General features: G+C 62.8%; 19 protein-coding genes and 3 pseudogenes. 7 read left to right on the forward strand and 15 right to left on the reverse strand.

Annotated features, from left to right (window positions below; genetic code table 11):
- Window positions 1-94 precede the first annotated feature (94 nt).
- Together AC15MQ_RS20300 and AC15MQ_RS20305 are read left to right on the forward strand one after the other, a co-directional pair.
- Window positions 95-770, forward strand: a pseudogene (locus AC15MQ_RS20300) (GntR family transcriptional regulator).
- Window positions 767-1,550, forward strand: a pseudogene (locus AC15MQ_RS20305) (enoyl-CoA hydratase/isomerase family protein). Before AC15MQ_RS20300 ends, AC15MQ_RS20305 begins: the two co-directional pseudogenes overlap by 4 nt.
- 31 nt (window positions 1,551-1,581) lie before the next feature.
- Here AC15MQ_RS20305 and AC15MQ_RS20310 read toward each other — a convergent pair.
- The 4 genes and pseudogenes from AC15MQ_RS20310 to AC15MQ_RS20325 form a co-directional block, all read right to left on the reverse strand.
- Window positions 1,582-2,331: pseudogene (locus AC15MQ_RS20310) on the reverse strand (sulfite exporter TauE/SafE family protein).
- 180 nt (window positions 2,332-2,511) lie between these two features.
- A complete protein-coding gene (rfbD, locus tag AC15MQ_RS20315) occupies window positions 2,512-3,408 on the reverse strand; it encodes a dTDP-4-dehydrorhamnose reductase (RefSeq protein ID WP_483081142.1) in 897 nt (298 codons plus the stop codon).
- Complete coding sequence (gene rfbB, locus AC15MQ_RS20320; RefSeq protein WP_483081143.1) at window positions 3,405-4,472, reverse strand: dTDP-glucose 4,6-dehydratase; 1,068 nt, start codon at window positions 4,470-4,472, stop codon at window positions 3,405-3,407. The genes rfbD and rfbB overlap by 4 nt, the downstream gene beginning before the upstream one ends.
- A gap of 97 nt (window positions 4,473-4,569) precedes the next feature.
- Complete coding sequence (locus AC15MQ_RS20325) at window positions 4,570-5,991, reverse strand: mannose-1-phosphate guanylyltransferase/mannose-6-phosphate isomerase (protein WP_483081144.1); 1,422 nt, start codon at window positions 5,989-5,991, stop codon at window positions 4,570-4,572.
- A gap of 158 nt (window positions 5,992-6,149) precedes the next feature.
- Between AC15MQ_RS20325 and waaC the strand changes: the two genes are divergently transcribed.
- Entirely contained in the window at window positions 6,150-7,106 is a 957-nt protein-coding gene (waaC, locus tag AC15MQ_RS20330; RefSeq protein WP_483081145.1) for a lipopolysaccharide heptosyltransferase I, read from the forward strand.
- Entirely contained in the window at window positions 7,103-8,377 is a 1,275-nt protein-coding gene (waaA, locus tag AC15MQ_RS20335) for a lipid IV(A) 3-deoxy-D-manno-octulosonic acid transferase (RefSeq protein WP_287653628.1), read from the forward strand. Before waaC ends, waaA begins: the two co-directional genes overlap by 4 nt.
- On the opposite strand, the gene AC15MQ_RS20340 is transcribed toward waaA, so the two are convergent.
- The 9 genes from AC15MQ_RS20340 to AC15MQ_RS20380 all read right to left on the reverse strand — a co-directional run bounded on the left by AC15MQ_RS20340 (window position 8,352) and on the right by AC15MQ_RS20380 (window position 17,075).
- Entirely contained in the window at window positions 8,352-9,713 is a 1,362-nt protein-coding gene (locus tag AC15MQ_RS20340; RefSeq protein ID WP_287653629.1) for a TolC family outer membrane protein, read from the reverse strand. The genes waaA and AC15MQ_RS20340 overlap by 26 nt on opposite strands.
- A 15-nt stretch (window positions 9,714-9,728) precedes the next feature.
- A complete protein-coding gene (locus tag AC15MQ_RS20345) occupies window positions 9,729-10,082 on the reverse strand; it encodes a rhodanese-like domain-containing protein (RefSeq protein ID WP_483081146.1) in 354 nt (117 codons plus the stop codon).
- A gap of 15 nt (window positions 10,083-10,097) precedes the next feature.
- On the reverse strand, window positions 10,098-10,748 hold the full coding sequence (locus AC15MQ_RS20350; RefSeq protein ID WP_483081198.1) for a protein-L-isoaspartate O-methyltransferase family protein: 651 nt from the start codon (window positions 10,746-10,748) through the stop codon (window positions 10,098-10,100).
- A gap of 267 nt (window positions 10,749-11,015) precedes the next feature.
- Complete coding sequence (gene rpsT, locus AC15MQ_RS20355; RefSeq protein ID WP_287670257.1) at window positions 11,016-11,282, reverse strand: 30S ribosomal protein S20; 267 nt, start codon at window positions 11,280-11,282, stop codon at window positions 11,016-11,018.
- Window positions 11,283-11,450: 168 nt separating this feature from the next.
- Window positions 11,451-12,650 (reverse strand): porin, encoded by a 1,200-nt coding sequence (locus tag AC15MQ_RS20360; RefSeq protein WP_483081147.1) that lies wholly within the window; start codon window positions 12,648-12,650, stop codon window positions 11,451-11,453.
- A 418-nt stretch (window positions 12,651-13,068) separates the two neighbouring features.
- The gene (locus AC15MQ_RS20365; protein ID WP_483081148.1) at window positions 13,069-14,352 is read right to left on the reverse strand and encodes a porin; all 1,284 of its coding nucleotides are present in this window, start codon (window positions 14,350-14,352) and stop codon (window positions 13,069-13,071) included.
- A 298-nt stretch (window positions 14,353-14,650) separates the two neighbouring features.
- Window positions 14,651-15,442 (reverse strand): indole-3-glycerol phosphate synthase TrpC, encoded by a 792-nt coding sequence (gene trpC / locus AC15MQ_RS20370; RefSeq protein WP_483081149.1) that lies wholly within the window; start codon window positions 15,440-15,442, stop codon window positions 14,651-14,653.
- A gap of 38 nt (window positions 15,443-15,480) precedes the next feature.
- Complete coding sequence (gene trpD / locus AC15MQ_RS20375; RefSeq protein ID WP_324573091.1) at window positions 15,481-16,506, reverse strand: anthranilate phosphoribosyltransferase; 1,026 nt, start codon at window positions 16,504-16,506, stop codon at window positions 15,481-15,483.
- A complete protein-coding gene (locus AC15MQ_RS20380; RefSeq protein WP_287653639.1) occupies window positions 16,503-17,075 on the reverse strand; it encodes an aminodeoxychorismate/anthranilate synthase component II in 573 nt (190 codons plus the stop codon). Before AC15MQ_RS20380 ends, trpD begins: the two co-directional genes overlap by 4 nt.
- A 362-nt stretch (window positions 17,076-17,437) precedes the next feature.
- Here AC15MQ_RS20380 and AC15MQ_RS20385 point away from each other — a divergent pair, with 362 nt between their 5' ends.
- Window positions 17,438-17,713, forward strand: a complete 276-nt coding sequence (locus AC15MQ_RS20385; protein WP_332337185.1) for a CCDC90 family protein — start codon at window positions 17,438-17,440, stop codon at window positions 17,711-17,713.
- A 17-nt stretch (window positions 17,714-17,730) separates the two neighbouring features.
- Here AC15MQ_RS20385 and AC15MQ_RS20390 read toward each other — a convergent pair whose 3' ends face one another.
- Window positions 17,731-19,527, reverse strand: a complete 1,797-nt coding sequence (locus AC15MQ_RS20390; RefSeq protein ID WP_483081150.1) for an asparagine synthetase B family protein — start codon at window positions 19,525-19,527, stop codon at window positions 17,731-17,733.
- Between the two features lie 169 nt (window positions 19,528-19,696).
- On the opposite strand from AC15MQ_RS20390, the gene AC15MQ_RS20395 reads away from it, so the two are divergent.
- Window positions 19,697-22,150 (forward strand): hypothetical protein, encoded by a 2,454-nt coding sequence (locus AC15MQ_RS20395; RefSeq protein WP_483081151.1) that lies wholly within the window; start codon window positions 19,697-19,699, stop codon window positions 22,148-22,150.
- Window positions 22,151-22,152: 2 nt separating this feature from the next.
- Window positions 22,153-23,301, forward strand: coding sequence for a right-handed parallel beta-helix repeat-containing protein (locus tag AC15MQ_RS20400; RefSeq protein ID WP_287653644.1), 1,149 nt, complete (start codon window positions 22,153-22,155; stop codon window positions 23,299-23,301).
- Between the two features lie 88 nt (window positions 23,302-23,389).
- Here AC15MQ_RS20400 and AC15MQ_RS20405 read toward each other — a convergent pair whose 3' ends face one another.
- Complete coding sequence (locus AC15MQ_RS20405; RefSeq protein ID WP_483081152.1) at window positions 23,390-24,445, reverse strand: hypothetical protein; 1,056 nt, start codon at window positions 24,443-24,445, stop codon at window positions 23,390-23,392.
- Window positions 24,446-24,473: the final 28 nt, after the last annotated feature.

Genomic DNA, 24,473 nt, shown 5'->3' on the forward strand with positions numbered 1-24,473 from the left:
CGCTTGACACCCCGCCCCGCGAATAATACTGTATCCATAATTATGAAAGCAAGGTCCCTTGGAGACCCTGAACCAGTCTTAGCGAAAAAGATCGATGGCTCCGAGTCGCATCGCCCAGACTGCCCTCTACCAGGAAGTCGCTGAACGACTACGGCAGCGAATCTTCGCGCACGAGTTGCCGCCGGGAATCCGGATTGACGAACAACTGCTGACGGTCGATTATGGCATCAGCCGGACGCCCTTGCGGGAAGCCCTCAAGGTTCTGGCGGCCGAAGGCCTGGTGACGCTGCGGCCGCGCCGCGGCTGTTTCGTGACCGAGATCTCGGAGCAGGATCTGGACGAAATATTCCCGGTCATGGCCATGCTCGAAGGGCGCTGCGCGCTGGAAGCGACGCACCGGGCGCAAGCCGGGGCAAATCGCCGAACTTGAGGCGATTCATCGGCAACTCGACGTTTTTCGCCAGCAGCAACCAGATCGAGCGGTTCTTCGAGGCGAATCAGGAGTTTCACCTGCGCATCCAGGAAATGTCCGGCAACCGCTGGTTGCGGCAGGCGATCCAGGACCTGCGCAAGGTGCTCAAGCTGACGCGCCTGTTTTCCCTGAGCATCGAAGGTCGGTCTGCAGCAGTCTCTGGCGGAACACGCGGCGATTCTCGCGGCGATCCGGGCCGGCGACGCAACGCGCGCGCAGACCACTGATGCACGATCACATTCTGGCGGGGCGGCAGGCGGTGGCCAGAAGTCAGCCGCAGCTGGAGGCGATGGCGTGAGCGGGCGCATCCTTTGTGTCCGCGAGGACGCCATCGCCACCGTCACCCTGTCCAATCCGGGCAAACTCAACGCGCATCGATTTTGCGATGTGGCAGAAGCTCGCCGAGGTATTGCAGCGAGATTTCTGGCGACGAGCAGGTGCGCTGTGTCGTCCTGCGGGGCGATGGCGAGCAGGCGTTTCGCCGCGGGCGGCGACATCGAGGAGTTCCTGCATCCGGCGCGATACCCTGGAGCGTGCGCTGGCGTATCACGCACAGGTTGGCGCTGCCTTGCAGGCGGTGTTCGACTGTCGCCACCCGACGATCGCCCTGCTGCAGGGTGCGTGCATCGGCGGTGGCCTGGAAATCGCCGCGCAATGTGATCTGCGCGTCTGCGGCGAGTCGTCACGCTTCGGAGCGCCGATCAACAAGCTCGGCTTCTCGATGTATCCCGGCGAGATGGAAGGTCTGTTGCGTCTGGCCGGGGCGGCGACGGTGTTCGAAATCCTGCTCGAAGGCCGCATTCTCGGCGCCGCCGAGGCCCTGGCCAAGGGCCTGGTGAACCGTGTCGTCGCCGATGTCGAAGTGGTTGCCGAGGCCTATGCGAGTGCCCGGCGCATTTGCGCTGGGGCGCCGCTGGTCGCCACCTGGCACAAGCAATGGGTGCGGCGCCTGCAGCACGATGTGCCGCTCAGCGAGCAGGAACTGCGCGCCTCGTTTGCCTTTCTCGATACCGAAGACTATCGCGAAGGGCTGTCGGCGTTCCTCGAAAAGCGCAAGCCGGATTTTCGCGGTCGCTGATCACCGTTCGCGAGGATTGTCGCGCGGCGGTTCACCCGAAGAGACTCCACAGCATCTTTGCCTGCCAGCAGAATCAGCACCCCGGCAAAGAGGCGCTTCAACGTCGCGACCGGCAGTCGGTGCGCCAGTCTTGCCCCGAAGCGGAGCGATCAGCATGCTCGACGGCACCAGCCAGAGCAGGGCCGGCAGGTAGACGTAGCCTAGACTCCCTGGCGGCAGGCCGGTGTGCTCCCAGCCGTTGAAGATGTAACCGAGCGAGCCGCCCAGGGCGATGGGGAAATCCGACCGCCGCCGACGTGCCGATGGCATGTTGCACGCGGACGTTGCACCAGGTCAGGAAGGGCACGGTGAGGGAGCCACCGCCGATGGCGACCAGCGCGGAAATCGCGCCGATGCCGGTGCCGACGGCAAACACGCCGACGGCGCCGGGCAACTCGCGCGACGGTTTCGGCTTCAGGTTGAGGATCATCTGTACCGCCACCAGGCAGACGAAGACGGTGAAAAACAAGGCCAGCGGCCTGGCCGGGACGCGCGCGGCGAACAGGGTGCCGAGCAAGCGTTCCGGCGAGAATGCCCGGCGTGATCTGGGCGACGATCTGCCACAGCACGGCGCCATGCCGGTGATGCGCACGCAGGCTGGCCAGCGAGGTGAACAGGATCGCCGCCATCGACGTGCCGAGCGCCAGATGCAGGACCTCGGCCGAGCGGGAACGCCTGCCTGCGCAGCGAACATCATGGTCAGCGTCGGGACCATCACCAGCCCGCCGCCGATGCCGAGCATGCCGGCGAAGAAACCGGTAAACAGGCCTAGCGCAATGTATGCCAACCACCAGTGCAACTCGGACTCCTTGTCAATAACCGCCGGACCGGTGGCCCGGCACCTGCGCTGGGCTCGCCGGGTGCTCCCGTGCCGGTCGAACCGGCCGGGCGGCTTCAGACTCCCGCGGTGATGACGCCTGCCTCATCGCCCGAGAATTTCCTCCAACATGCGATCTACGCCGTCCTGCCAGTCGGGCAGCCGCAGGTCAAAGGCCGTCTGCAGCTTGCGGGTGTCGAGTCGCGAGTTGAGGGGGCGGGGGGCAGGTGCCGGGTAGGCGCTGCTCGGTACCGCCACGATGGCTTCCGGGGCCACCCGGATGGCCTGTCCGGCCTGCCGGGCACGCTCGATGACGTGTCGGGCGTATCCATGCCAGCTGGTTTCACCGGCGGCCACCAGATGGTAGAGACCGGCGAGATCAGGCTGCTGGCAGACGCGGCGAATGGCATGCGCGGTGACGTCCGCCAGCAGTTCGGCCCCGGTCGGGGCACCGATCTGGTCGGCGACCACCTTGATCTGTTCGCGCTCGTTCGCCAGACGCAGCATCGTCCGGGCAAAATTGTTGCCACGCGCGGCAAAGACCCAACTGGTACGAAAGATCAGATGCCGGTCGTGGCGGGCGACGGCCTGCTCGCCTGCGAGCTTGGTCCTCCCGTAGACCCCGAGCGGGCCGGTAGCGTCGCCTTCCCGCCATGCCGTGTCGCCGCTGCCGTCAAACACATAGTCGGTCGAGTAGTGGACCAGCCAGGCGTTCAGCCGGGCGGCTTCTGCGGCCAGCACAGCGGGAGCCAGGGCGTTGATGGTTCTTGCCCGTTCGGGTTCCGACTCGGCCTGGTCGACGGCCGTATGGGCGGCGGCGTTGACCACCACGTCAGGAGCGACCGCACGCACGCAGGCGGCGAGACCGGCAAGGTCGGTGAAATCGCCGCACAGCCTGCCCTCCGGCTGCCAATCGAGAGCGACGATGCGGCCCAGGGGTGCAAGGCTGCGCTGCAATTCCCAGCCGACCTGTCCGCCTTTGCCAAAGAGCAGGATGTTCACCCCTGGCGTTCGCCGTAGTTCTTCTCGACCCAATCGCGGTAGGCGCCGGACTGTACATTGCCGACCCAGGCCTGATTGTCCAGGTACCACTGCACCGTCTTGCGGATGCCGGTGGCGAAGGTCTCGGCGGGCTTCCAGCCCAATTCGCGCTCGATCTTGCGGGCGTCGATGGCGTAGCGCCGATCGTGGCCGGGCCGGTCGGTGACGTAGGCGATCTGTTCGCAGTAGGGTTTGCCGTCGGCACGCGGGCGAAGTTCGTCGAGCAGGGTGCACACCGTGCGTACGATGTCGAGGTTGGGCTTCTCGTTCCAGCCCCCGACGTTGTAGGTCTCGCCGGGACGGCCGGCTTCGAGCACCCGTCGGATCGCGCTGCAATGGTCCTTCACGTACAGCCAGTCGCGAATCTGCTGGCCGTCGCCATAAACCGGCAGAGGCTTGCCGGCCAGGGCATTGACGATCATCAACGGGATCAGTTTTTCGGGGAAATGGTAGGGGCCGTAGTTGTTCGAGCAATTGGTGGTGAGTACCGGCAGGCCATAGGTGTGGTGGTAGGCACGTACCAGATGGTCGCTCGCGGCCTTGCTCGCCGAGTAGGGGCTGTTCGGCTCGTAGCGGTGGGTTTCGCTGAAGGCGGGCTCTTCCCTGGCCAGGGAGCCATAGACCTCGTCGGTGGAAACGTGCAGAAAACGGAACCCGTCCCTCGCCTCGCCTTGCCGGCTGCCCCAGTAGCCGCGCACGCTTTCGAGCAGGTGGAAAGTTCCCACGATATTGGTCTGGATGAAGTCTTCCGGGCCATGGATCGAGCGATCGACGTGCGATTCGGCGGCAAAATTGATGATCGCGCGCGGCTGGTATTGTGCGAGCAGGCGGTTGGTCAATGCGCTGTCGCCGATGTCGCCGTGCACGAAGACGTGCCGCGGGTCATCAGTCAGGGCGGCGAGGTTCTCGCGGTTGCCCGCATAGGTCAGCTTGTCGAGGTTGACGAGGGATTCTTCGCTCAGTGCCAGCCAGTCGAGAACGAAATTTGCTCCGATAAAGCCCGCGCCGCCGGTGACCAGAATCATGGAGAGGTCCTTTCAAATCGTCTTGGGCGTGGCGCGTGGGAGACTGTCAAGCATCGGTTTGCCGTCAGGCCCTTCACCGCGTTGCGCAACTGCGGGCCTAGCGACCGTAGCTGTCTTCGAGGCGGACGATGTCGTCTTCCCCCAGATAGCTGCCGGACTGGACCTCGACGATTTCGAGGTCGATCTTGCCGGGGTTTTCCAGGCGATGCACCACGCCGAGGGGAATATACGTCGATTGGTTCTCCGACAGCAGCAGCGAGTCGTCGCCGCGGACGATCATTGCCGTACCCTTGACGACGATCCAGTGTTCGGCGCGATGGTGGTGCTTCTGCAGACTCAGGCTGGCCCCCGGCTTGACCAGGATGCGTTTGACCTGGTAGCGCGGACCGTGCGCCACCCCTTCGTAGCTGCCCCAGGGACGATGTACGATGTGCCGGAATTCGGTCTCGGCGCGGGACGAGCGCTTCAATTCGTCGACCAGCGCCTTGACCTCCTGTGCTTTCGCCTTGTTGGCCACCAGCACGGCGTCCGGTGTCGCCACCACGACCAGGTCGCTGACGCCGACCGTGGCGAGCAAACGGCCTTCGGACAGCAACACACAGTTGCGGGTATCGATGCTGAGCACATCGCCGCGATGCGTGTTGTTGTTGGCATCGGCCTGGCCGATCGTTGCCAGCGCATCCCAGGCGCCGATGTCGCTCCAGCCGGCATCGAGCGGAATCACCACCCCGTGCTCGGTCTTTTCCATGACCGCGTAGTCGATCGAGTTTGCCGGGCTGGCCGCGAAGGCCGTCTGATCGAGGCGCAGGAAGTCGAGATCGCGGTGCGCGCCAGCAACGGCCGTGGCAACGCACTCGCGAATGGCCGGCGCAAAGCGCTCCAGAGCCTCAAGGTAGGTGTCGGCACGGAACAGGAACATGCCGCTGTTCCAGAAGTATTGACCGGAATCCAGGTAGGCCTGCGCTGTTTCGGGGTCGGGCTTCTCGACGAAACGGTCGAGAGCGTAGCCGCCGAGCACCGGGTCGCCGCGGCGAATATAGCCGTAGCCGGTTTCGGCACGGTCGGGGACGACGCCAAAGGTGACCAGCGCCCCGGCGAGGGCATGCGGAATCGCCGCCCTGACCGCGGCCTGAAAAACCGCCACCTCGGCGATCACATGGTCCGACGGAAGCACCAGCAGCAAGGGCGGGTCTTGTCCAGGGGCCTCTCCGAGCGCATGCAATGCGGCGGCGGCGACGGCCGGCGCCGTGTTGCGCGCTGCCGGTTCAAGCAGGAGATCGGCCTGCAGCCCGATCTCGTGGAGCTGCTCGGCGACCAGAAAGCGGTGGTTCTCGTTGGCCACGGCAATCGTCCGGCCCAGCCCCGCGAGTCCGTCGAGTCGACGCAAGGTGTTCTGCAGCAGCGAAAACTCGTCGACCAGGCGGAGGAACTGCTTCGGATAGTGCGTTCGCGAAAGGGGCCACAAACGGGTTCCGGAACCGCCACACAGGACTACCGGGCGAACGACAGGGGAATTCATTGAGCGTGTCTCCAGAGGGGGCCGGGTCGCCGCAGGGTTTGCAGGAGGCGGCATTATAGCGCTTCGTCGGGCTGCGAGCCGGCCTGAGGCGCGCTGGCATCTTCTATAATGCGCACTTCTCGGCTCCCGCCGATCGCCCCCACACCGTCAGCTCACCGATGCGCATCCTACTGGTCAAGACCTCTTCGCTCGGTGACGTAATTCACAACCTCCCGGTGGTCAGCGACCTGCGCCGGAGCTTTCCGGAAGCCCGCATCGACTGGTGTGTCGAAGAGGCCTTTGCCGATGTTCCGTCAATGCATCCGGGTGTCGGTCAGGTCATTCCGGTGGCCATCAGGCGCTGGCGCAAGAATCTTGGCGGACTCGCCACCTGGCGCGAAATGCGCGATTTCCGGCGGCGAATCGGCGAGACGCGCTACGACGTGGTGCTCGACACGCAAGGTTTGCTGAAAAGCGCCTTGATCGCCCGACAGGCGCAAGGCCGGCGTTGTGGTTACGCCGCCGAAGCGGCGCGAGAACCGCTCGCCGCGCGTTTCTACGACGCCACCTTCGTGATTCCGCGCAATGTGCACGCCGTACAGCGCAACCGCTGGCTGGCCGCCGCAGTTTTCGACTACCCGCTCGACCTGCCGCTGGATTACGGGATCGCCGCGCCGGTGAGTGCGTTCTCCTGGCTGCCCACGGGGCCTGTGGCGGTGCTGCTGACTGCGACCAGTCGCGACGACAAATTGTGGGATGAAAGGCATTGGTGTGCGGTCGGGCGGGCGCTCCTGGCGCGCGGACTGACGCCCGTCCTGCCTTCTGGTCACGCGCTCGAACGGCAGCGCGCCGAGCGCCTTGCCGCTGCGGTGGTTGGATCGGTGGTGGCGCCTCCCCTGCGCCTGCCGCAGGTGGCGGCACTGATCGCACGCGCAAGCCTGGCGATCGGCGTCGATACCGGCCTGGCGCACCTCGCCGCTGCCCTGCGCGTGCCGGTGCTCGCGCTCTACATTGCGACGGATCCGGCATTGACCGGCGTTTGCGGCACCGGCTTCGTGCGTAATCTCGGAGGTGCGGGTACCCCACCGTCGGTGCAGGAGGTCCTGACGGTAGCCGCGCAGGCCCTGCGCGCATGAGCCGTCTGATCTATTCGCTGCTGTTCTATCTGGCGATGCCTTTGGTCTGGCTGCGGCTGTTGTGGCGGGCGCGCAGGCAGCCCGAGTATCTGCAACAGCTTGGCGAGCGGCACGGTTTTTATGGTGCGCATGCAGCACAGCCACTGCTCTGGCTGCACGCGGTTTCGGTGGGTGAGACGAGGGCTGCCGAGCCGCTGATCGCCGCGCTGTTGCGCGACTACCCGGCGCACGGCGTGTTGCTGACGCACATGACCCCGACCGGTCGAACGGCGGGCGGCGAGCTGCTGCGACGGTACCCGGGGCGCGTGCTGCAGGCGTACCTGCCCTACGATCTGCCGGGTGCCTGCGCCCGCTTCCTCGACCATTTTCGTCCGCAGATCGGGCTGCTGATGGAAACCGAGATCTGGCCAAACCTGATCGCCGCTGCCGGAAACCGCAATCTACCGTTGGCGTTGATCAACGCTCGCCTGTCGGCTCGGTCGCAGCGTGGCTACGCCCGCTTGCCGAGCCTGATCGGGCCGGCGCTGGCTTCCCTGAACGCTGTCGCTGCGCAAACGGTGGCCGACGGCGAACGCTTGCAGCAGCTCGGAGCGCGTCGCGTCAGCGTTTGCGGGAACCTGAAGTTCGACGTCTCGCCGGCACCTGAACAATTGCGCCAGGGGGAATCATGGCGGCAGTCTCTTGGCGCCCGCCCGGTGTGGCTGGCGGCCAGTACCCGCGAAGGCGAGGAGGCACTGATCCTCGACGCGTTTGCCGCGCTGCGCATTCCCGGTTTGCTGCTGCTCCTGGTACCTCGCCATCCGCAACGTTTCGCCGCGGTCGCCGCTCTCGTCGACGAGCGTCGGCTGCGACTCTGCCGAAGGAGCTCCGGGACCTTGCCGTCCCCCGCAACGCAGGTCTGGCTCGGCGACAGCATGGGTGAAATGGCGGCCTATTACACGCTCGCCGACCTGGCGCTGATCGGCGGTACGCTCTTGCCTTTTGGTGGACAGAACCTGATCGAGGCGGCGGCCTGTGGCTGCCCGGTGTTGCTTGGGCCGCACAGTTTCAATTTCGCGCAGGCCAGCGCCGATGCGATTGCCTGTGGGGCTGCGCTGCAGGTTGCAGACGTCGGAGAAGCGGCGACTGCCGCCGGCGAACTGATCGGGCACCCACCGCGACTATGCGCCATGCGTGCAGCCGCGCTGCGTTTCAGTCAGGCACACTGCGGTGCCACGGTGCGTACGATGGCGTTGGTGCAGCGGCTTATGGAGCCTCGAAAAGGGTGTTGACCCGTTCCAGGTCGGACTCGCTGAGCGAGCCGACCGCCGCCTTCAGCTTGAGTTGCGCCAGCAAGGTGTCGAAGCGGGCTTTCGCCAGATCGCGCCGGGTGACGTACACCTGGTTTTCGGCGTTGAGCACATCGATGTTGATGCGTACGCCGACCTCGTATCCGAGTCGATTGGACTCCAGGGAACTGAGGCTCGAAACCAGCGCCGCGTCGAGCGCGCGGACGCCGGCCAGACCGTTGACCACGCCGAGGTAAGCCTGGCGCGCGCCGAGCGCCGAGTTGCGCCTGGCGCTGTCCAGCCCCGCCCGTTCGGCGTCACGGCGGGCGATGGCTTCGCGCGTTCTCGAGTTGACCGCCCCGCCCTGAAAAATGGGGATGTTGATCTGCAGGCCGACCTGGCCGGTAACCGTATCGATCGACCCGGCGCCAAGCTGGCCCGGGCCATTGTTGTGCCCGTAGTTGGCGACCACATCGACCGTCGGGTAATGCCCGGCGCGGTTGATGTCGACCGCCTTGTCGGCGGCTTCGGCGGCTGCCAGTTGCGCCTGCACGACGAAGTTGTCGCGTTCGGCCGCTTCGACCCACGGGTCCATGCTGGCGGGTTGCGGGGGTTCCATCATCGCTTGCGGCTTGAGTCGATGCAGTTCGCCGGGATCCTTGCCGACGAGGACGCGCAGCGCATAGCGCTTCACTTCCAGGTCGTTCTCGGCGGCGATTTCCTGGGCGGTGGCCAGGTCGAAGCGCGATTGCGATTCGTAAGTGTCGGTGATCGTCGCTGTCCCGACCTCGAAATTTTTCCGCGCCTGCGCCAGTTGCTGTGCGATGGCCGTCTTGTTGGCCTGAACGGCACGCAGGTTTTCGATCGCGAACAGGACGTCGAAATAAGCCTGTGCCACGCGCAGGATGAGGTCCTGACCCGCCTGTGCGAAGTTGGCCTCGGTCTGCATCACCAGCAGCCTGGACTGATCGTATTGCACGAAGTTCTGCCAGCGGAAAAGCGGTTGTGTCAGGTTGACGCCGTAGCTGTTGCTGTTGTACCTGTTCTGGTAGTTCTTCTTGACCGAGAAACCTGTTTTTTCGTCGTTGCTGGTGACCGCGTAGCGGGTGTCGTTCCCGAAGGTGTTGCCGCTCGCGCCAATGTTCGGCAGCAGGCCGGCGAGAGCCTGCGGCTGTTTCTCACGCCCGGCGGCGGCGGTCGCGCGTGCCGCAGCGTACTGGGCGTCGTAGGCCAGAGCTTCACGGTACACCTGTACCAGATCGGCGGCAAACGCCGGAATGGCCGATAGCAGAGCCACCAGTACAAAACTGTATTTGCCGGCGCTGAGTTTCAGGGGCATGACGCTAACTCGCTTTCAGTACTTGTGCATGGCCGGTTCAACATCGTCTGCCCACGCATCGACCCCCCCGGAGAGATTGTAGATGGCGCGGAAGCCCTGGCGTTCGAGGAAGGCTCCAACCTGCAAGCTGCGCACACCGTGGTGGCAGATCACGACAATGTCGGCGGTGGCGTCAAGCTCGTTGAGTCGGGTCGGCAAGGTCCGCATCGGCATCAGAAGCGATCCGGCGATATGGCACAACGCGTACTCCCAGGGCTCGCGCACATCCAGCAGCATCGGCTCTTGCCGATCCGGGGATGTGGCAATCCCCGGCGACGGTTCGCTTGCCGCCAGCCACTCTGCCAGTTCGACTGCCGAGAGGTGGTGCATCGAGGGAGGCAGTCCTCAGAAGACGAATCTCTGGCGTTTGCCGGTGATCAACGCCGGAAGCACGGTTTCAAAGAGGTTGATCGAGTTGAACGCCTGGTCATCGCTACGGATGATCAAGCGTGCCTGCATGACCGGTGCCGTACCGATGAAAGCCATCAGGCGACCGCCGGGTTTGAGTTGCTGCAGGAAGGCGTCGGGAAGCTCCGGGAGGGAACCCGAGAGGACGATCACGTCATAGGGCGACGGCCCCGACCACCCGAGTGCCGCGTCACCGATTTCGACGCTGACGTTGCTTACCCCGGCCTGCCGCAGGTTGCGCCGCGCGGTTTCGGCGAGAACCGGGTCGATCTCGACGGTGTGTACGTACTCGGCCTTCGACGCCAGGAGTGCGGCCATGTAGCCGCTGCCGCTGCCGACCTCGAGCACGATATCGGTGCTCCTGACGCCCGCTTCCTGAAGAACACGCGCTTCGATCTTCGGCGACAGCATCGTCTGACCGTTGCCAATGGGCAGTTCCAGGTCGGCAAAAGCGAGTGCCTTGAGCGCCTCAGGCACAAAAACTTCACGCCTGACCATTGCCAGGATATCCAGTACCTCCGGATCCAGCACCTCCCAAGGGCGGATCTGTTGCTCGATCATGTTGAAGCGAGCCTGTTCCATGTCCATCTTCACCGCAGCCATAACCTTCCCCGTCACAAGTAATATTAGCACGTCCTAATATTCAACGCCCAGCCCAAAATTATACCTTGTAAAGGCAATGGCTCGGGCATCGGAAAAAGCCGGCGCACAGGCCGAGCGCTGAGGGTTGCGCCACAGGTGGTACTTCCTTACCCGGCGCGGGGCTGCTTGGGAAAAGGAGACGCGGAGACGGGAAATAGAAACGGCGCCACTTGGCGCCGTTTCCAATTGCTGCCGAAGATCGATCCCAGAATGCTAGGCGCTGAGGCCCTTGACCTGTGCGGCGAGGCGGCTCTTGTGGCGGGCGGCCTTGTTCTTGTGGATGATCTTCTTGTCGGCGATGCGATCGATCACCGCTACCGACTCCTGGTAAATGCTTTGTGCGGCTGCCTTGTCGCCAGCTACAACGGCCTTCTGCACGCGCTTGACGGCGGTGCGCAGGCTGGAGCGCAGGCTGGCGTTGTGGGCGCGTTGCTTGACGGCTTGGCGGGCACGCTTGCGCGCTTGTGCGCTATTGGCCATGAATGATTGTCCCTGTCAAAAACTGGTGAGTAAGTCGAAAGCGCGGAATTTTACAGAGTCCGTGTGCCGGACGCAAGCAGGATGTGACCAACGGGCGCATAGCCTGTGTCACGAACAAGAAAACGGGCGCCAGGGCGCCCGTTTTCTTGTGTTGAGCTGAGCGTTTGATCAGAAGCTGTGGCGAAGGCCTGCGCCAAGTGCGTAGTTGCTTTCGCCGAGCGCTCCAATGCCCCCAGTATTCGTCGCAGTGCCGATGGCGATCGATTGGCCGGGGATGGAGTACTTGTCGTTGCTGAAGTAGCTGTACGCGGCGTAAATGGCGGTCCGCTTGGAGAGCGGGTAGGTGTACATCGTACCCGCGCCCCAGCTATCGCCATCCGGCATATTGCGGTTGTTCAGCGACAGGCGGCCATAGCCGATGCCCAGTGTACCACGGCCGATCGGTGCGGTCAGGCCGACTGTCCAGAGGTTGTTGGACTTGATGTTCGAGACGACCAGGCTGTTGTTCTCGGTGCTGGCCAGGTACGCATGGCTAAGGTCGGCGGCTGCGCCGACGTTGTTGTTGTTGTAGAGGGTCTGGTAGCTGGCGAAGGCCTTGACAACTTGGAAGTCCCAACTACCGCCGACATACCATTCATTGATGCTCTTGCTGGTGCCAGGCACTTTGTATGCCGTGGGGGGGGCATTGTTATCAATGGCAGCAACGCGAGACTGGTAGACTGCGTCGACATTGACCGGACCATTGGCATAATTCAGACCGAGGCCGTAGGCGCTGTTGTAATACGGACTGTTGATGTCGTTGTTGTAAGTATTCCCGAGATTGCTTTCACCAAAGCTGTAGATGCCCTTGAGGGTGAATCCGGACAGATTGTTGCTGGTGTAGGCAATCGAGTTGTTGAAGCGTGCCGGGCTATTGGGAGTGATGGTATTACCGCCGAGATAGCTGAGGCTCGATTGAATACTCAGGTCGGTCGCATCGAGTGCGTCGTTGTTGGCGGTGGCGTCGAAGCCCGGAGCGTACTGACGTCCAAGCGAGAGCGTGCCGTAGTTGCTCGCCAGACCGACAAACTGCTGTCGGGCCCAAGCAATGCCAGTGTTCTGGTCGATTGAAAGACCGTATTCGAGAGTGAATACGGCTTTCAGCCCATTGCCCAGCGCCTCTTCACCCTTGAATCCCAGGCGATTGCCGGCGGTGAGTCCGTTGGCGACACCACTGAAGGTGTTCGTGCCCTTGATGCCCGGACCAGGGTTCCCGGAGCTATACAGGTAACCGGCGTCGAGAACGCCATAGATGGTGACGTTGGTCTGGGCAGCGGCAAAGCCTGAAGCCATTCCGGCAACCGCCAAAGCGATGAGTTTCTTTTGCATGTCTGCTATCTCCTGAGGGTTCAAAAACAAAATAAAGCTAGAAATCCTTGTCGCTCAGTCTGTTCCACTGGGGGAGAGCTTATGTGCGACGACGACTTGATTCTGGCAGACCTCAAGCGGGGGAGCAAGCTGCGCAGGCTTTGTTGCTGGACGATAATGGGTAAAGTGTTGCAATTGTGATACATACAAGACCAGCTGCTGAGGAACAATTGGCGATCACTGCGTCGGGCATTGACCTGCTGAAGTGCTGTAAGCCTTTGCTAAATAAAGAAAAAAATGAATCGTGCAAGAAATACGTTTGGGAATTCCGAGGCCACCGGCTGCCTTCCGTTCCAGGCGGAGCGTCGAACTTGGCAGAATATCCAAAAAAAACGGGCGCCGAAGCGCCCGTCGAAAGATCCAAATGACCGAAGTCAGATTAGAAGGAGTGGTTGATGCCGGCGAGGAACGTCTGGTTCTGTTCGTCGCGGGCAGCAGTAACCGGGAGACCCGCAACTGGCCCATTGGCAACACTGTTTCTGTCGTTATTGGCCCAGACATAGCCGGTGTACAGCGTGGTACGCTTGGACAGCTTGGTCGTCCAGCCGATCGCGAACACGTCACTGTTGCCATTCAAGAGTTTTTGGCCTAAGACATTCGAGCCTTGATCCCACATTTGCTGGGCGTAGCTCAGATGAACATTGCTCGCCGAGAGGACGGGGATTACAGCGCCAACACTCCAGGTCTGGTTATCCAGGTTGGCAGGATTCTTGTCGTTTTGCCCTTGGTAACTGGCCATCAGCTTGACCATTTTCAGGTCGAAGCTGCCACCGATGTACCACTCGTTGATGTCCTTGCCATTCCCTTGTACCAGGAACGCCCTCTCGTTATCCGGGAAACTGGAGGCATTGTAAGTGACGGCAGGCAGCGTGCTGTTGTTCGGGAACGGGGCAGCTAAGGTGGGTGCGGTCACTGCGGTCTGTACGTCCTGGCGCACTTGGTAAACGAGGTCGACATTCACGGGGCCGTTGGCGAAGTTGAATCCGAGACCGTAGCGGCTGTTATCCGTGGTGCTCACGCCCGCGCCGGTGCCGGTGCCGCTGAGGAAGCTGCCACCGTTGTTGTTTTCACCGAAGGAGTAAATCGCCTTGCCGGTGAAACCGCCCCAGTTCGGGCTGGTGTAGGTGATCGCGTTATTCCAGCGGGCGCCGCTGTTCGGGGTGATGGTATTGCCGGCATTGCTCGTCAAAAAGGATTGGGGCGAGAACAGTGCGCCGCCGAAGGCGTCATTATTAGCCGATGCGACATAGCCCGGGGCATACTGACGACCCAGTGCGACGGTACCCAGCTTGGCGCTGGACAGACCTACGAACTGCTGGCGGGCAGCAAGGCCGCTGGCGCTGGCGCCGACACCAAAGTTGCCGTCGATGTCGAGCGCGTATTCGAGGGTGAAGATCGCCTTCAGGCCATTGCCCAGAGCTTCCTCGCCCTTGAAGCCGATCCGCGAGCCGGCCAGCAGGCCGGACTGGACGCCGCTGAAGGTATTGGTGCCCCTGATGTTGGCACCAGCGTTGTCGAATCTGGTGCCAGCCACACGGCCGGGATCGCCCCAACTATAAACATAGCCGGCGTCGACGATACCGTAAATGGTGACGTTGGTCTGGGCAAAAGCAGCGCCCGAAGCCAGGCTGGCGACTGCCAGTGCGATGAGTTTCTTTTGCATTGTGAATCTCCTCTAGGTTTGAGATCGATGAGGCCAGACTGCGGCTTCATCAAACTGGACCTCTCGAAAAAGAAACGAGAAGTTGCAGAGATTCTGGCAAACGTCGGAGAGTCGAGCAAGCTCCCTGAGCGCTTTCGCCGACGGTATGCCACTCGCTGTTGGGTTTTTGCAACAGGCGTGGCAATTTGTCCCCCAAGCCTGCCACTCGGCGAGCGGATAGCGCGCAGGAGCGGGTCGATGGGATGTCGCGGAGTTGCCTGCGACCGAGCGAACACGGGTTGCCCGCGTCCGCGGACGGTCAGGAAAACAACTCGGCCAGGGCCATTCCGGGGTCAGCGGCGCGCATGCAGGCCTCGCCGACGAGAAAGGCGTTGACGCCGTTGTCGCGCAGCAACTGCACGTCGCTGCCGCAGAGAATGCCGCTCTCGGTGACGACGATGCGGTCTGCGGGGAGGGAAGGCAGGAGTTCGAGGGTGGTCTGCAGGCTGACCTCGAAGCTGCGCAGATTGCGGTTGTTGATGCCGATCAGTGGGGTTCGCAGTTGCAGCGCGAGGTCGAGTTCGCGGCGATCATGGACTTCGACGAGTACCGCCATGCCGAGCGCGTTGGCGATGGACTCGAAGTCGCGCAGCGTCGGCAGATCGAGTGCCGCGGCAATCAGCAGTATGGCGTCGGCACCCATGGCGCGGGCCTCATGGACCTGGTAAGGGTCCACCAGGAAGTCCTTGCGCAGCACCGGTAGATCGCAGGCGCTGCGGGCCGCCTGCAGGTACGCCGGCGCGCCCTGGAAAAACTGACGATCGGTCAGCACCGACAGGCACGCCGCGCCATGATGCTGATAACTGCCGGCGATTTCGGCCGGGCGAAAGTCGGCGCGCAGGACCCCCCGCGACGGGCTGGCTTTCTTGATCTCGGCGATCACGGCTGGCCGCCCGGCGGCGACGCGATCGCGAATCGCGCCGAGAAAATCGCGGGCCGCAGGCTGCCGTTCCGCGTCGGCGCGCAGCGCCACAAGCGGCACGTGGGCCCTGGCGGCAAAGACCTCTGCACGCTTGACGGCGAGTATGCGGTTGAGAATGTCGCTGCTCATCGCAGTGCCATGCTGCGGTTTCCTGTCGAGGCCGCCGATCAAGCCGAAAAGCGCTGCGTAAAGGCCACCAGGTCGTCGAGCCGGGCGCGTGCCGCGCCCGAGGCAATGGCTTCGAACGCCTGGTCAACGCCATCGGCCAGGGTGTTGGCCAGACCGCTCACGTAGATGCTGGCGCCGGCATTGAGCGCGACGATGTCGCGTGCGGCACCGCCCGTGTTTTCGAGCGCGCCAAGCAACATGGCTTTCGATTCCTCGACGTTGGCCACCCGCAGTACGCGCGGGTCGTGTACCGGCAGGTTGAACTGCTCGGGGTGGATCGCGTATTCCTCGACGCGGCCGTCCTTCAGTTCGCCGACCAGCGTTTCGCCGGAGATCGAGATTTCGTCGAGACCTTCTCGGCCGTAGACCGAGAGCGCGTGCGAACTGCCGAGCCGCTGCAGCACGCGCACCTGGATACCGACCAGATCGGGGTGGAAGACGCCGAGGACCTGATTGGCCGCGTTGGCCGGGTTGGTCAGCGGCCCGAGGATGTTGAACAGGGTGCGTACGCCCAGTTCGCGCCGTACCGGCGCGGCGTGCTTCATGGCGCTGTGATGATTGGGGGCAAACATGAAGCCGATGCCCACTTCATCGATGCTCGCCCCGACCTGCGCCGGCGTCAGGTTGATATTCACGCCGAGGGCTTCGAGTACGTCGGCGCTGCCCGACTGCGAAGAGACCGAACGGCCACCATGTTTGGCGACGCGCGCGCCAGCCGCCGCCGCGACGAACATCGCCGCGGTCGAGATGTTGAAAGTTTGCGCGCCGTCGCCACCCGTGCCACAAGTGTCTACCAGGCGGGTGCGGTCGCCGACCAGCACCTTGGTCGACAACTCGCGCATGACCTGGGCGGCGGCCGAGATTTCGCCGATCGTCTCCTTCTTCACGCGCAGGCCGACGATGATCGCGGCGATCATGACCGGCGTCACTTCGCCGCCCATGATCTGACGCATCAGGGAGATCATTTCATCGTGAAAAATCTCGCGGTGTTCGATGACCCGTGCCAGGGCGTCCTGGGGCTTCATTTGGCGTGCTCCTCAAGGAAGTTCTTCAACAGGTCGTGGCCACTCTCGCTGAGGATCGACTCGGGGTGAAACTGAACCCCCTCGACGGCCAGCGTGCGATGGCGCAAACCCATGATCTCGCCGTCTTCGGTCCAGGCCGTGATCTCCAGGCAGTCCGGCAAGGAATCCCGTTCGACGGCCAGCGAATGATAACGCGTGCAGGTCAGCGGACTGGGCAGACCACGAAACACGCCGTGCTGGTTATGATGGACCGGCGATACCTTGCCGTGCATCAACTTGCGCGCATGCACCACGCGGCCCCCGAAGGCCTCGCCGATCGCCTGATGGCCGAGGCACACCCCGAACAGCGGTATCTTGCCCGCAAACTCGCGAATTGCCGCCAGGGAAACCCCGGCCTGCACCGGTGCGCAGGGGCCCGGGGAGATCACCAGCCAGGCCGGCTTGAGACGAGCAATCTCGGCGACGGTGATGGCGTCGTTACGAAAGACCCTGACCTCCTGCCCCAACTCGCCGAAGTACTGCACGAGATTGTAGGTGAAGGAGTCGTAGTTATCGATCATGAGCAGCATTTTCGGTGCATCCTATTGATTTTGCTCGGCCGGTGCCTTTTGTCTTCCAATCGATACCCGCTTTATCTGTCGCTGGATGAATCTGCCGGCGAAAAGGGCTCAACCATGAGGTCTGGCATTGTCGCATTGTGCAGTTGCACTATCAAGAAACGGGCGGCGCGAAAACCGTACTGGCACCTCTGGCTTATGGATAAAGTGGCCCCCCCCCGAAGTCAAGACAAGAATCAAGTCTGTTCAAGCTGGGCACTTGACTTCAGTAGCAACTGGACGACGCTGCCCCGGTTTTGCCTTTGCTTTGTGCTGTTGCTGTTGATCTTGCGTAGCATTGCCGGTCGCCTGTCAGGCGGTGTATGCTCGTGCCCATGAGCACGCTGACTTTCGACACACTTCGCTACACCGAGCGCCTACGCGCCGCCGGCGTCCCTGAGCAACAAGCCAAGGCCGAAGCCGAGGCGCTACGCGATGTGCTCGCCGAGGCCATGGACTCATCGCTCGCCACCAAAGCCGATCTGATGGAGGTCAAGGCTGAGCTTCGGCTTGAGATGGCAGGCATTCGCGGCGAACTGTCGACCATCAAATGGATGATGGGCGTGTTGATCGCCGTGGCGCTCGCCAATTTCGCCAAGCAGTTCTTCTGAGATGGACGTTCGCCCCATCACCTCGCGGCGCGAGTCTGGGCTGCTTGCGTATCGTGCCGACGCAGCCATTGCTCCAGCATGGTCAGGATCCACACCATTTCTCCGTAATAGCCCGGGTGTCCCGGCAGATACTCGGCCATCAGCCTGGACGTGAAGTCGGCGCGCACGATTCCCCGTCCGGCGAGGGTACGCAGCGAATCCTCGGCGAGTTCCCGCAACGCCGGGGTGCGCGTCGCCCAGACGCCAAACGGCAGTCCGAAACCCTTCTTCTTCTTGGTGAGGATCGCGTCGGGCAGGAAGCCGCGCAGCGCCTCCTTGAAGAACCAGCGCAGCTTGAAGCGGCGCAGTTTCCAGTCGGGCGGCAGCGCCATCGAAAAATCGGTCAGCCTGTCGGAGAGCAGGGGATAAGCGACTTCGATACCGGCCATCTGCGTGGCGCCGCGTACTTTCGGCAGGTCACTGTCGGCGAGTGTGTAACGCCAGTCGTAAGCGAGCATTCGATTGACCAGACTCGGCGCCTGGCACTCGTCCCAGGTGGCCTGCATGTGTCTTGACGGCTCGTTCAGGTCGATCTGCGCCAGAAAGTCCGGGTTGAGCACGCTGGCCGGATCGAGTTGCATGATCAGGTTGAAACTCTGCAGGCGATCCGGCATCGGCACGCGGGCGTGCCGTACATAACCGGTAGCCTGCTTGATTCCGGGGATGCGGCGCAAGGGGCTGCCATCTTCGCACAGCGGTTCGATCGCTCGCCGCAGGCCTGGCGGCAGGTGGTGGTAGAACTCGAAGAGCCGTTGCATCGCGTAGCGCGAATTGCCCCCGAACAGTTCATCGCCACCGTCACCGGCGAGCATCTTGGTGCAGCCGTCGGCCTGCGCGATCCTGGCGCAGTAATAGGCCGGCAGGGCGGAAGAGTTGCCGAAGGGTTGATCGTGATGCTGTGCGACCGCCGGAATGCTGTCCAGGAGGTCCGTCGGCGTCACGTAATATTCGTGGTGTTCGCAGCCGAAGTGAGTCGCGGCGAGGCGGGCGTACGCCATTTCGTCATAACCCTCGGCGTCGAAGCCGATCGAGTATACGGGCGCTGGTTTGCCGGTGATCTGGCAGAGCATGCCGGCCACCGTCGAGCTGTCGGTACCACCCGACAGGAAGGCGCCGACGCGTTGGTGACCCGTGATCTGCTCGGCGACGCTCTCGCGGATCAGATCGCGGAAGCCGTCGCGTGCCGGGGCAAAGGATTGACGGTGTTGCTCGTCGAACTGCAGTGGCCAGTGGCGCTGCACATGCGCACCGTTGCGGTCGACCAGCAGCGAATGCGCCGCCGGCAGCCGGCGTACCTGCTGGAAGATGGTGCGTGGCGCAGGAATCATGTGGAAGTACAGATAGTCGAAAATCGCCTGTGGATCAAGTTCACCGCCGTGTCCCGGAACGCGGTCGGCGCGATCGGCAAAAGTGAGCATCTGGCCATCGGCCCGATAACACAGCGTCTCGATGGCGAAGCGGTCGGTGGCCAGGAAGGCGCACTGGCGCGCCGTATCGACAATGGCCAGGGCGTAGGAGCCGTGCAGTTGCGTGGCGAGGTCGACACCGCTGCGGTGCCAGGCTTTCAGAAGTTCCGCGGCAAGACCAGCGGGTCGCGACATGCCTGCGGCACCTCCGTCCCTGAACGAGGGGGAGCCGATGACCGCGCAGATGGCCTCTGCGTCGCGTGCGACATCATCGCCCTGCAGCGCCAGTGTCTTGATGGAAAGCGGCGCAGCGCCGGTGCCGAAGAGGCCAGCCAGGTCAATCTGGCCAGAGAGTCGATCTTTCATCATGAGGTGTGTTGGGGGCAGTTTGTTGGCCGACAGGATGCTACGCTAAAGCGGTGACTCTTGTTGTGTCAGATTTCACTCTCAAGCCTGATACACTTTTCGGAGGTGGCGGAGGCGTCCATGTTCCTGGTTGCCACTCCCGGTCGCGCCACGCAGAGACGAAAGACCGCTATTGTTGAAAACCTTGCCGTTCAATCCACTCCATACCAGAGGCCTGAGTCTCCTGCTGCTGCTCGCGGCGGCCGCACTGGGGGTCTTCATTGCCCTGCATCATCCGCTATGGCAGCCCGTTCCCCTGCTTGGATTCGTCCTTGCCGCCGCATGGTTCTTCGTCAATCCAGGCCTGTGGCTGGTCATCGTTCCGGCGCTGCTGCCGCTGCTGGGCCTTGCTCCCTGGACCGGGTGGATCAGCTTTGAGGAAGTCGATCTCCTGATTCTGGCGGCGGCTGTCGGGGGTTATGCCAGATGCGCTTACCGGACGAGCGCTTGTTCGCTGCGACTATCCTGGTCGTGCTTGTTTCTGGCCGGCCTGATGTCGATATCGCTGCTGCTGGCGATGACGCGTGGATTTGCCGATGCGGGAGGCTTCGTTTTCGGCTGGTATCAGGGTTACGACGGACCGATGAACAGTGTTCGCATTGCCCGGAGTTTCTTTCTGGCGTTGCTGATGGTTCCTTTGATGGCACCGCAGCACGACCAGTCCGCAACGGCGGTGGCCCGCAAACTGGCCCTGGGAATGGCTCTTGGGCTGGCTACCGCTTCGCTGGCGGCGCTGTGGGAACGCCTGGCGTTCACCGATCTGCTCAATTTCTCCAGCGACTACCGCTCGACGGCGCTGTTCTGGGAGATGCACGTCGGCGGTGCCGCGCTCGATGGCTGGTTGCTGCTGACCTTTCCGTTCGCCATCTGGGCCTTGCGCAACGCCGTGGGTGCGCCGCAGTCGGCGATCGCCCTGACCTTGGTCGGCCTGGCCGCGTATGCGTCGCTGACAACCTTTTCCCGCGGTGTCTATCTGGCTTTGTTGGTATCCCTCCCATTGCTTCTGTGGCAAACGCGCAGCAAGGGAGTGCTCGGAGAAGCGGGTGACCAGGCACCCCATTGGGGCGTCGTTCGCTGGGTGGTTGCCATCGCCTGTCTGGCCGCCATGGCGCGTCTCGTTTTTCCTTATGGCGGTTATCGCGGTCTGCTGGCGTTATTCGGGGTAGTGGTGGTGGCGCTGTCGACGCCCCTGGTGTTGCGGAACATTCCGCCGGGTCGGTTGCTTGCCGGTAGCGTCCTGGGCTTTCTGTTGGGCGCGCTGCTGGTCGTTTTCTCCAACTTCCTGCCCAAGGGTCCCTACGTACTCTTTGCGTTGCTGTTTTTCAGCGTGTTCGGATTGCTGCATGCTCCGAAAGTGATGGCCGTACGCTTCCGGCCGGCAATTTGTCTGGGCGGTTTTGTCTGCCTCGCGCTTGCCGCCGCCAACGTTACCGGTCATTGGGGAGGCGTCGAGGCTCTGCCGGGAAGCTGCCTGGCGCTGGCAATGCTGTTCCTGGTTGTCCTCGTCGGCGCGCTGGCCAGGCAGCCCCTGTGGCCTGCCGATTGGCGATGGCAAGGCGGTCTGCTGACGATTGCCCTGGTGGTCAGTGGAACGGTGGCGGTTTTTTTTGGCGGGGCCTACATGGGAGACCGGTTCTCGACGTCGGGTCAGGATCTTGATTGGCGCTTGTCACACTGGAAGCAGGCGGTGGCGTTACTGGAGACTTCCGGGGACGTCGTGTTTGGCAAAGGCCTGGGGAGATTTCCGGCGAATTATTATTTTGCGGCCCCGAACGGCGCATCACCCGGGGCGTATCAGGTCCGCGGCGAAGGGGGGCAGACCTGGCTTTATCTCCTGGGTGCGCGCCATCCGATGAGCGTCGGCGATATTTTTCGCGTTTCGCAGCGACTGGACCTCGCTGCCCAGGGGCCATTCGAGTTGAAACTCAAGGTGAGGGCCGGCGCGGATGTGGGAATCCATGCCGAAGTCTGTGCCAAGCATCTTCTTTATTCGGCGGATTGCGCGATCGGAACGGCGACCATCAAGGCGAGCAAGGGCACCTGGCAGCCTGTCCAGTTACGTCTGGAGGGCAAGGCTTCGGCTGGCGGCCCGTGGTATGCCCCACGTTTCAAGATGTTTTCCGTGGGAATTCTGAATCAGGGCGGGGCTGCCGATGTCGACGATCTGGTATTGACTGCGGGCGGCAGCGACAACCTGCTGGCGAACGGTGACTTCGGCAAGGAAATGCAGCGTTGGTTCTTTACCAGTGACCACGAGCACCTGCCGTGGCATGCGAAGAATGTGCTGGTCAACATCCTGTTTGATCAAGGGGCGCTGGGTTTGACGGTGTTTCTGCTGATGACCCTGGGCGCCTTGTGGCGCTTGAACCTCGGCAAGGCTCGCGGGCACCGGTTGTCCCCGTACCTGACGGCATCGATCGTCGGATTTCTGGCCGTGGGCATGTTCGACAGCCTGACCGACGTACCCAGGCTGGCCTTCATCTACTACCTGCTGGTCTTGTACGCGATTTCTCTCGTTGCTTTCGGTCCACCGCCGACCACGCTGCAGGCAACCAGACAAACTCCATCGCCACGCGAGGCTGTGTAGCGATGCGGCACGCCTGGCTGACAACCCTTCTGGTCTGTTCGACGCTGCTGTCGCCCTCGTCATGGGCGCGCGTGATCCGCGTCGGCGTGGGTGGGGATGTCTCGCGCATCTCGGATGCCGCACAGTTGGCGAAGGATGGGGATATCGTCGAGATTGCCGGGGGCGAGTGGCACGGCGATGTCGCGCTGTGGTCGCAGCGGCAATTGACGATCCGTGGCATTGGGCGACGCCCGGTCCTGGCTGCGGATGGGAAGAGTGCCGAAGGAAAGGCCATCTGGGTCATACGCAACGGCGACTTCCTGATCGAGAACATCGAGTTCAGAGGGGCCCGCGTTGCGGACGGCAATGGTGCCGGTATTCGTTTCGAGGGCGGAAGGTTGCTGATCAGGAATTGTGCCTTTCTGGACAACCAGATGGGTGTCCTGACCAGCAATGACGAGAAGGCTGAACTGGTGATCGAAAGCAGCCTCTTTGCCGAGGCTGTCAAACAGGAGCAACCCCTGTCGCATCTGCTCTATGCTGGCCGGATTGCCTCGCTGAAGGTCTCCGGGAGCCGTTTCCATTCCGGGCATATTGGCCATCTGATCAAGTCGCGGGCGCGCGGCACTGATCTTCGCTACAACCTGATCTACGATGGTGCTGCGGGCCGAGCTTCCTACGAGGTTGACTTGCCGAACGGTGGGGAGGCGATACTGATCGGCAATGTGATCGGGCAGAGCAGCACCACCGCCAACCCGGTGGTCATTGCCTATGGTGCCGAAGGCGAGTCCTGGCCCAGGAATCGGCTGGTGTTGTCGCACAATACCTTGATCAGCGAAGGCATGCAGCCGGCCTGGTTCATCCGTGCGTGGCGGCAGCGACTTCCGGCAGGGACGCAGGTGCACACGCTGAACAACCTGTTTTCGGGTGTTGGTCTGTTCAACTACGGCTTGTCCGGAATCCAGGTGGGCAACTATCCGCTGTGGCACGGAGCGTTCGCGGGTGTTGAAGTCCTGGACTTCCGGCCCAACGGCGCCTCCTGGTTGCGAGGCGTGGTGGGCAAGCCTTCCATCGAAGGCCAGGATGTCAGTCCGGGCGCTGAATTCGCCTTGCCTTTGGGACTCAGAAATCTGACGGATGTGGAGCTTCTGATGCCTGGCGCGATGCAGTAAGCGGTGTGCCGGTATCGACGAGAGGGTACAAGGTCAAGGTGCATCTCTCCCGCCGGTCAGCAAACCCGTCCCTGGAGTTCTCGACAAATCAGGTGGTTGAGGTAAGCGTTGACGCGGATGACGCGGCGTAAACCAGGAACTCCGGGTTGTCTGCCAGGCCGCTGATGAACGGCTGCGGCGCGGAGAAGTCGGTTCCACAGTGGTAGATGGCCCGGTCCTCGCGCGAGGCGACGTAGAAGTTGCCGGTATTGTCGAAGCACATGCCGGCGATCGTCCTGACGCCACTGAGCACCGTTTGCAGTTCTCCTGTTCCAAGGTGATACCGAAGAACGGTATCGGTGGCGCTGCTGCCGATGTAAAGATGTTCGCCTTGCGCCAACAGGTGCACCGGGGCTCCCAGGAACTGGGCGGCGGCGATTTGTCCTTGCAGTTGCCCTTGCGTCTTGCCGTTCCGGAGATCGTAGATCTTCACTGTGTTGCCGGGTTCGTCGGCCACGTACAGCGAGGTGCCGCAGACCACGACATCGCGTACCGAGTGCGCGACCCGGCGCCGCTTGGGTTTCTTCTTTGACGGAACCGCTTCGAAGAGCACGTCCAGCCCCACCGGCCGGCTGAGGTTGGAAGGTGCACGCCGTGGAGATGCCGGCAGGTCGCCGATGGACGACGCGACGAAAGTGCCATCGAGGAAGCGTTTGCCCTTCTGCGCTTTCAGGAAGCTGGCAAGCGGCAGGGTGCGAGCGCGCTTCACGACACCTCCCGGCGCTTGCAGCGCGGTGACGACATTGCTGTCCTGGCTGGACACGTACGCCCGGTCGCTGCCATCGAAGGCCAGAGCGAAGGGGTGTACAACGCCATCGGAGACGCGTGCATCGGCATAGATTCCCAGGTAGGCATGCGTGTGGTCGGCATCGGGCTTTCCGTTGTAGACGAGGACCTGGCTGGCATCCTTGTAGCCGTTGATGACATACAGTCTGTCTCCCGGACCGAAAACGATGTCGCGCAGTTCGTTCAGCGGTGGGGATTTGGCTGGCGTCTGCAGCGCCGCAGTCGTGACACAGGTTGGCTCGCCATTGATCACGTCGTAGGCATGGACATTGTTGATCGCGTTGCTCACTCTGCCGCCGTGAAACGTCACATAAAACATGTGCTTCTCCTTTCCAGAGCCCAAGGCT

The organism is Candidatus Accumulibacter propinquus, assembly GCF_056856495.1.

What these genes read in the sequence shown, in the direction of transcription:
- trpC (WP_483081149.1), bottom strand. Translation starts at nt 15,442, where the DNA reads ATGAGCAGCGACATTCTCAACCGCATACTCGCCGTCAAGCGTGCAGAG.
- AC15MQ_RS20385 (WP_332337185.1), top strand. Translation starts at nt 17,438, where the DNA reads ATGAGCACGCTGACTTTCGACACACTTCGCTACACCGAGCGCCTACGC.
- AC15MQ_RS20360 (WP_483081147.1), bottom strand. Translation starts at nt 12,650, where the DNA reads ATGCAAAAGAAACTCATCGCTTTGGCGGTTGCCGGAATGGCTTCAGGC.
- waaA (WP_287653628.1), top strand. Translation starts at nt 7,103, where the DNA reads ATGAGCCGTCTGATCTATTCGCTGCTGTTCTATCTGGCGATGCCTTTG.
- AC15MQ_RS20400 (WP_287653644.1), top strand. Translation starts at nt 22,153, where the DNA reads ATGCGGCACGCCTGGCTGACAACCCTTCTGGTCTGTTCGACGCTGCTG.
- trpD (WP_324573091.1), bottom strand. Translation starts at nt 16,506, where the DNA reads ATGAAGCCCCAGGACGCCCTGGCACGGGTCATCGAACACCGCGAGATT.
- AC15MQ_RS20340 (WP_287653629.1), bottom strand. Translation starts at nt 9,713, where the DNA reads ATGCCCCTGAAACTCAGCGCCGGCAAATACAGTTTTGTACTGGTGGCT.
- rfbB (WP_483081143.1), bottom strand. Translation starts at nt 4,472, where the DNA reads ATGATTCTGGTCACCGGCGGCGCGGGCTTTATCGGAGCAAATTTCGTT.
- AC15MQ_RS20380 (WP_287653639.1), bottom strand. Translation starts at nt 17,075, where the DNA reads ATGCTGCTCATGATCGATAACTACGACTCCTTCACCTACAATCTCGTG.
- AC15MQ_RS20390 (WP_483081150.1), bottom strand. Translation starts at nt 19,527, where the DNA reads ATGATGAAAGATCGACTCTCTGGCCAGATTGACCTGGCTGGCCTCTTC.
- AC15MQ_RS20325 (WP_483081144.1), bottom strand. Translation starts at nt 5,991, where the DNA reads ATGAATTCCCCTGTCGTTCGCCCGGTAGTCCTGTGTGGCGGTTCCGGA.
- AC15MQ_RS20345 (WP_483081146.1), bottom strand. Translation starts at nt 10,082, where the DNA reads ATGCACCACCTCTCGGCAGTCGAACTGGCAGAGTGGCTGGCGGCAAGC.
- rpsT (WP_287670257.1), bottom strand. Translation starts at nt 11,282, where the DNA reads ATGGCCAATAGCGCACAAGCGCGCAAGCGTGCCCGCCAAGCCGTCAAG.
- AC15MQ_RS20350 (WP_483081198.1), bottom strand. Translation starts at nt 10,748, where the DNA reads ATGGACATGGAACAGGCTCGCTTCAACATGATCGAGCAACAGATCCGC.
- waaC (WP_483081145.1), top strand. Translation starts at nt 6,150, where the DNA reads ATGCGCATCCTACTGGTCAAGACCTCTTCGCTCGGTGACGTAATTCAC.
- AC15MQ_RS20365 (WP_483081148.1), bottom strand. Translation starts at nt 14,352, where the DNA reads ATGCAAAAGAAACTCATCGCACTGGCAGTCGCCAGCCTGGCTTCGGGC.
- AC15MQ_RS20405 (WP_483081152.1), bottom strand. Translation starts at nt 24,445, where the DNA reads ATGTTTTATGTGACGTTTCACGGCGGCAGAGTGAGCAACGCGATCAAC.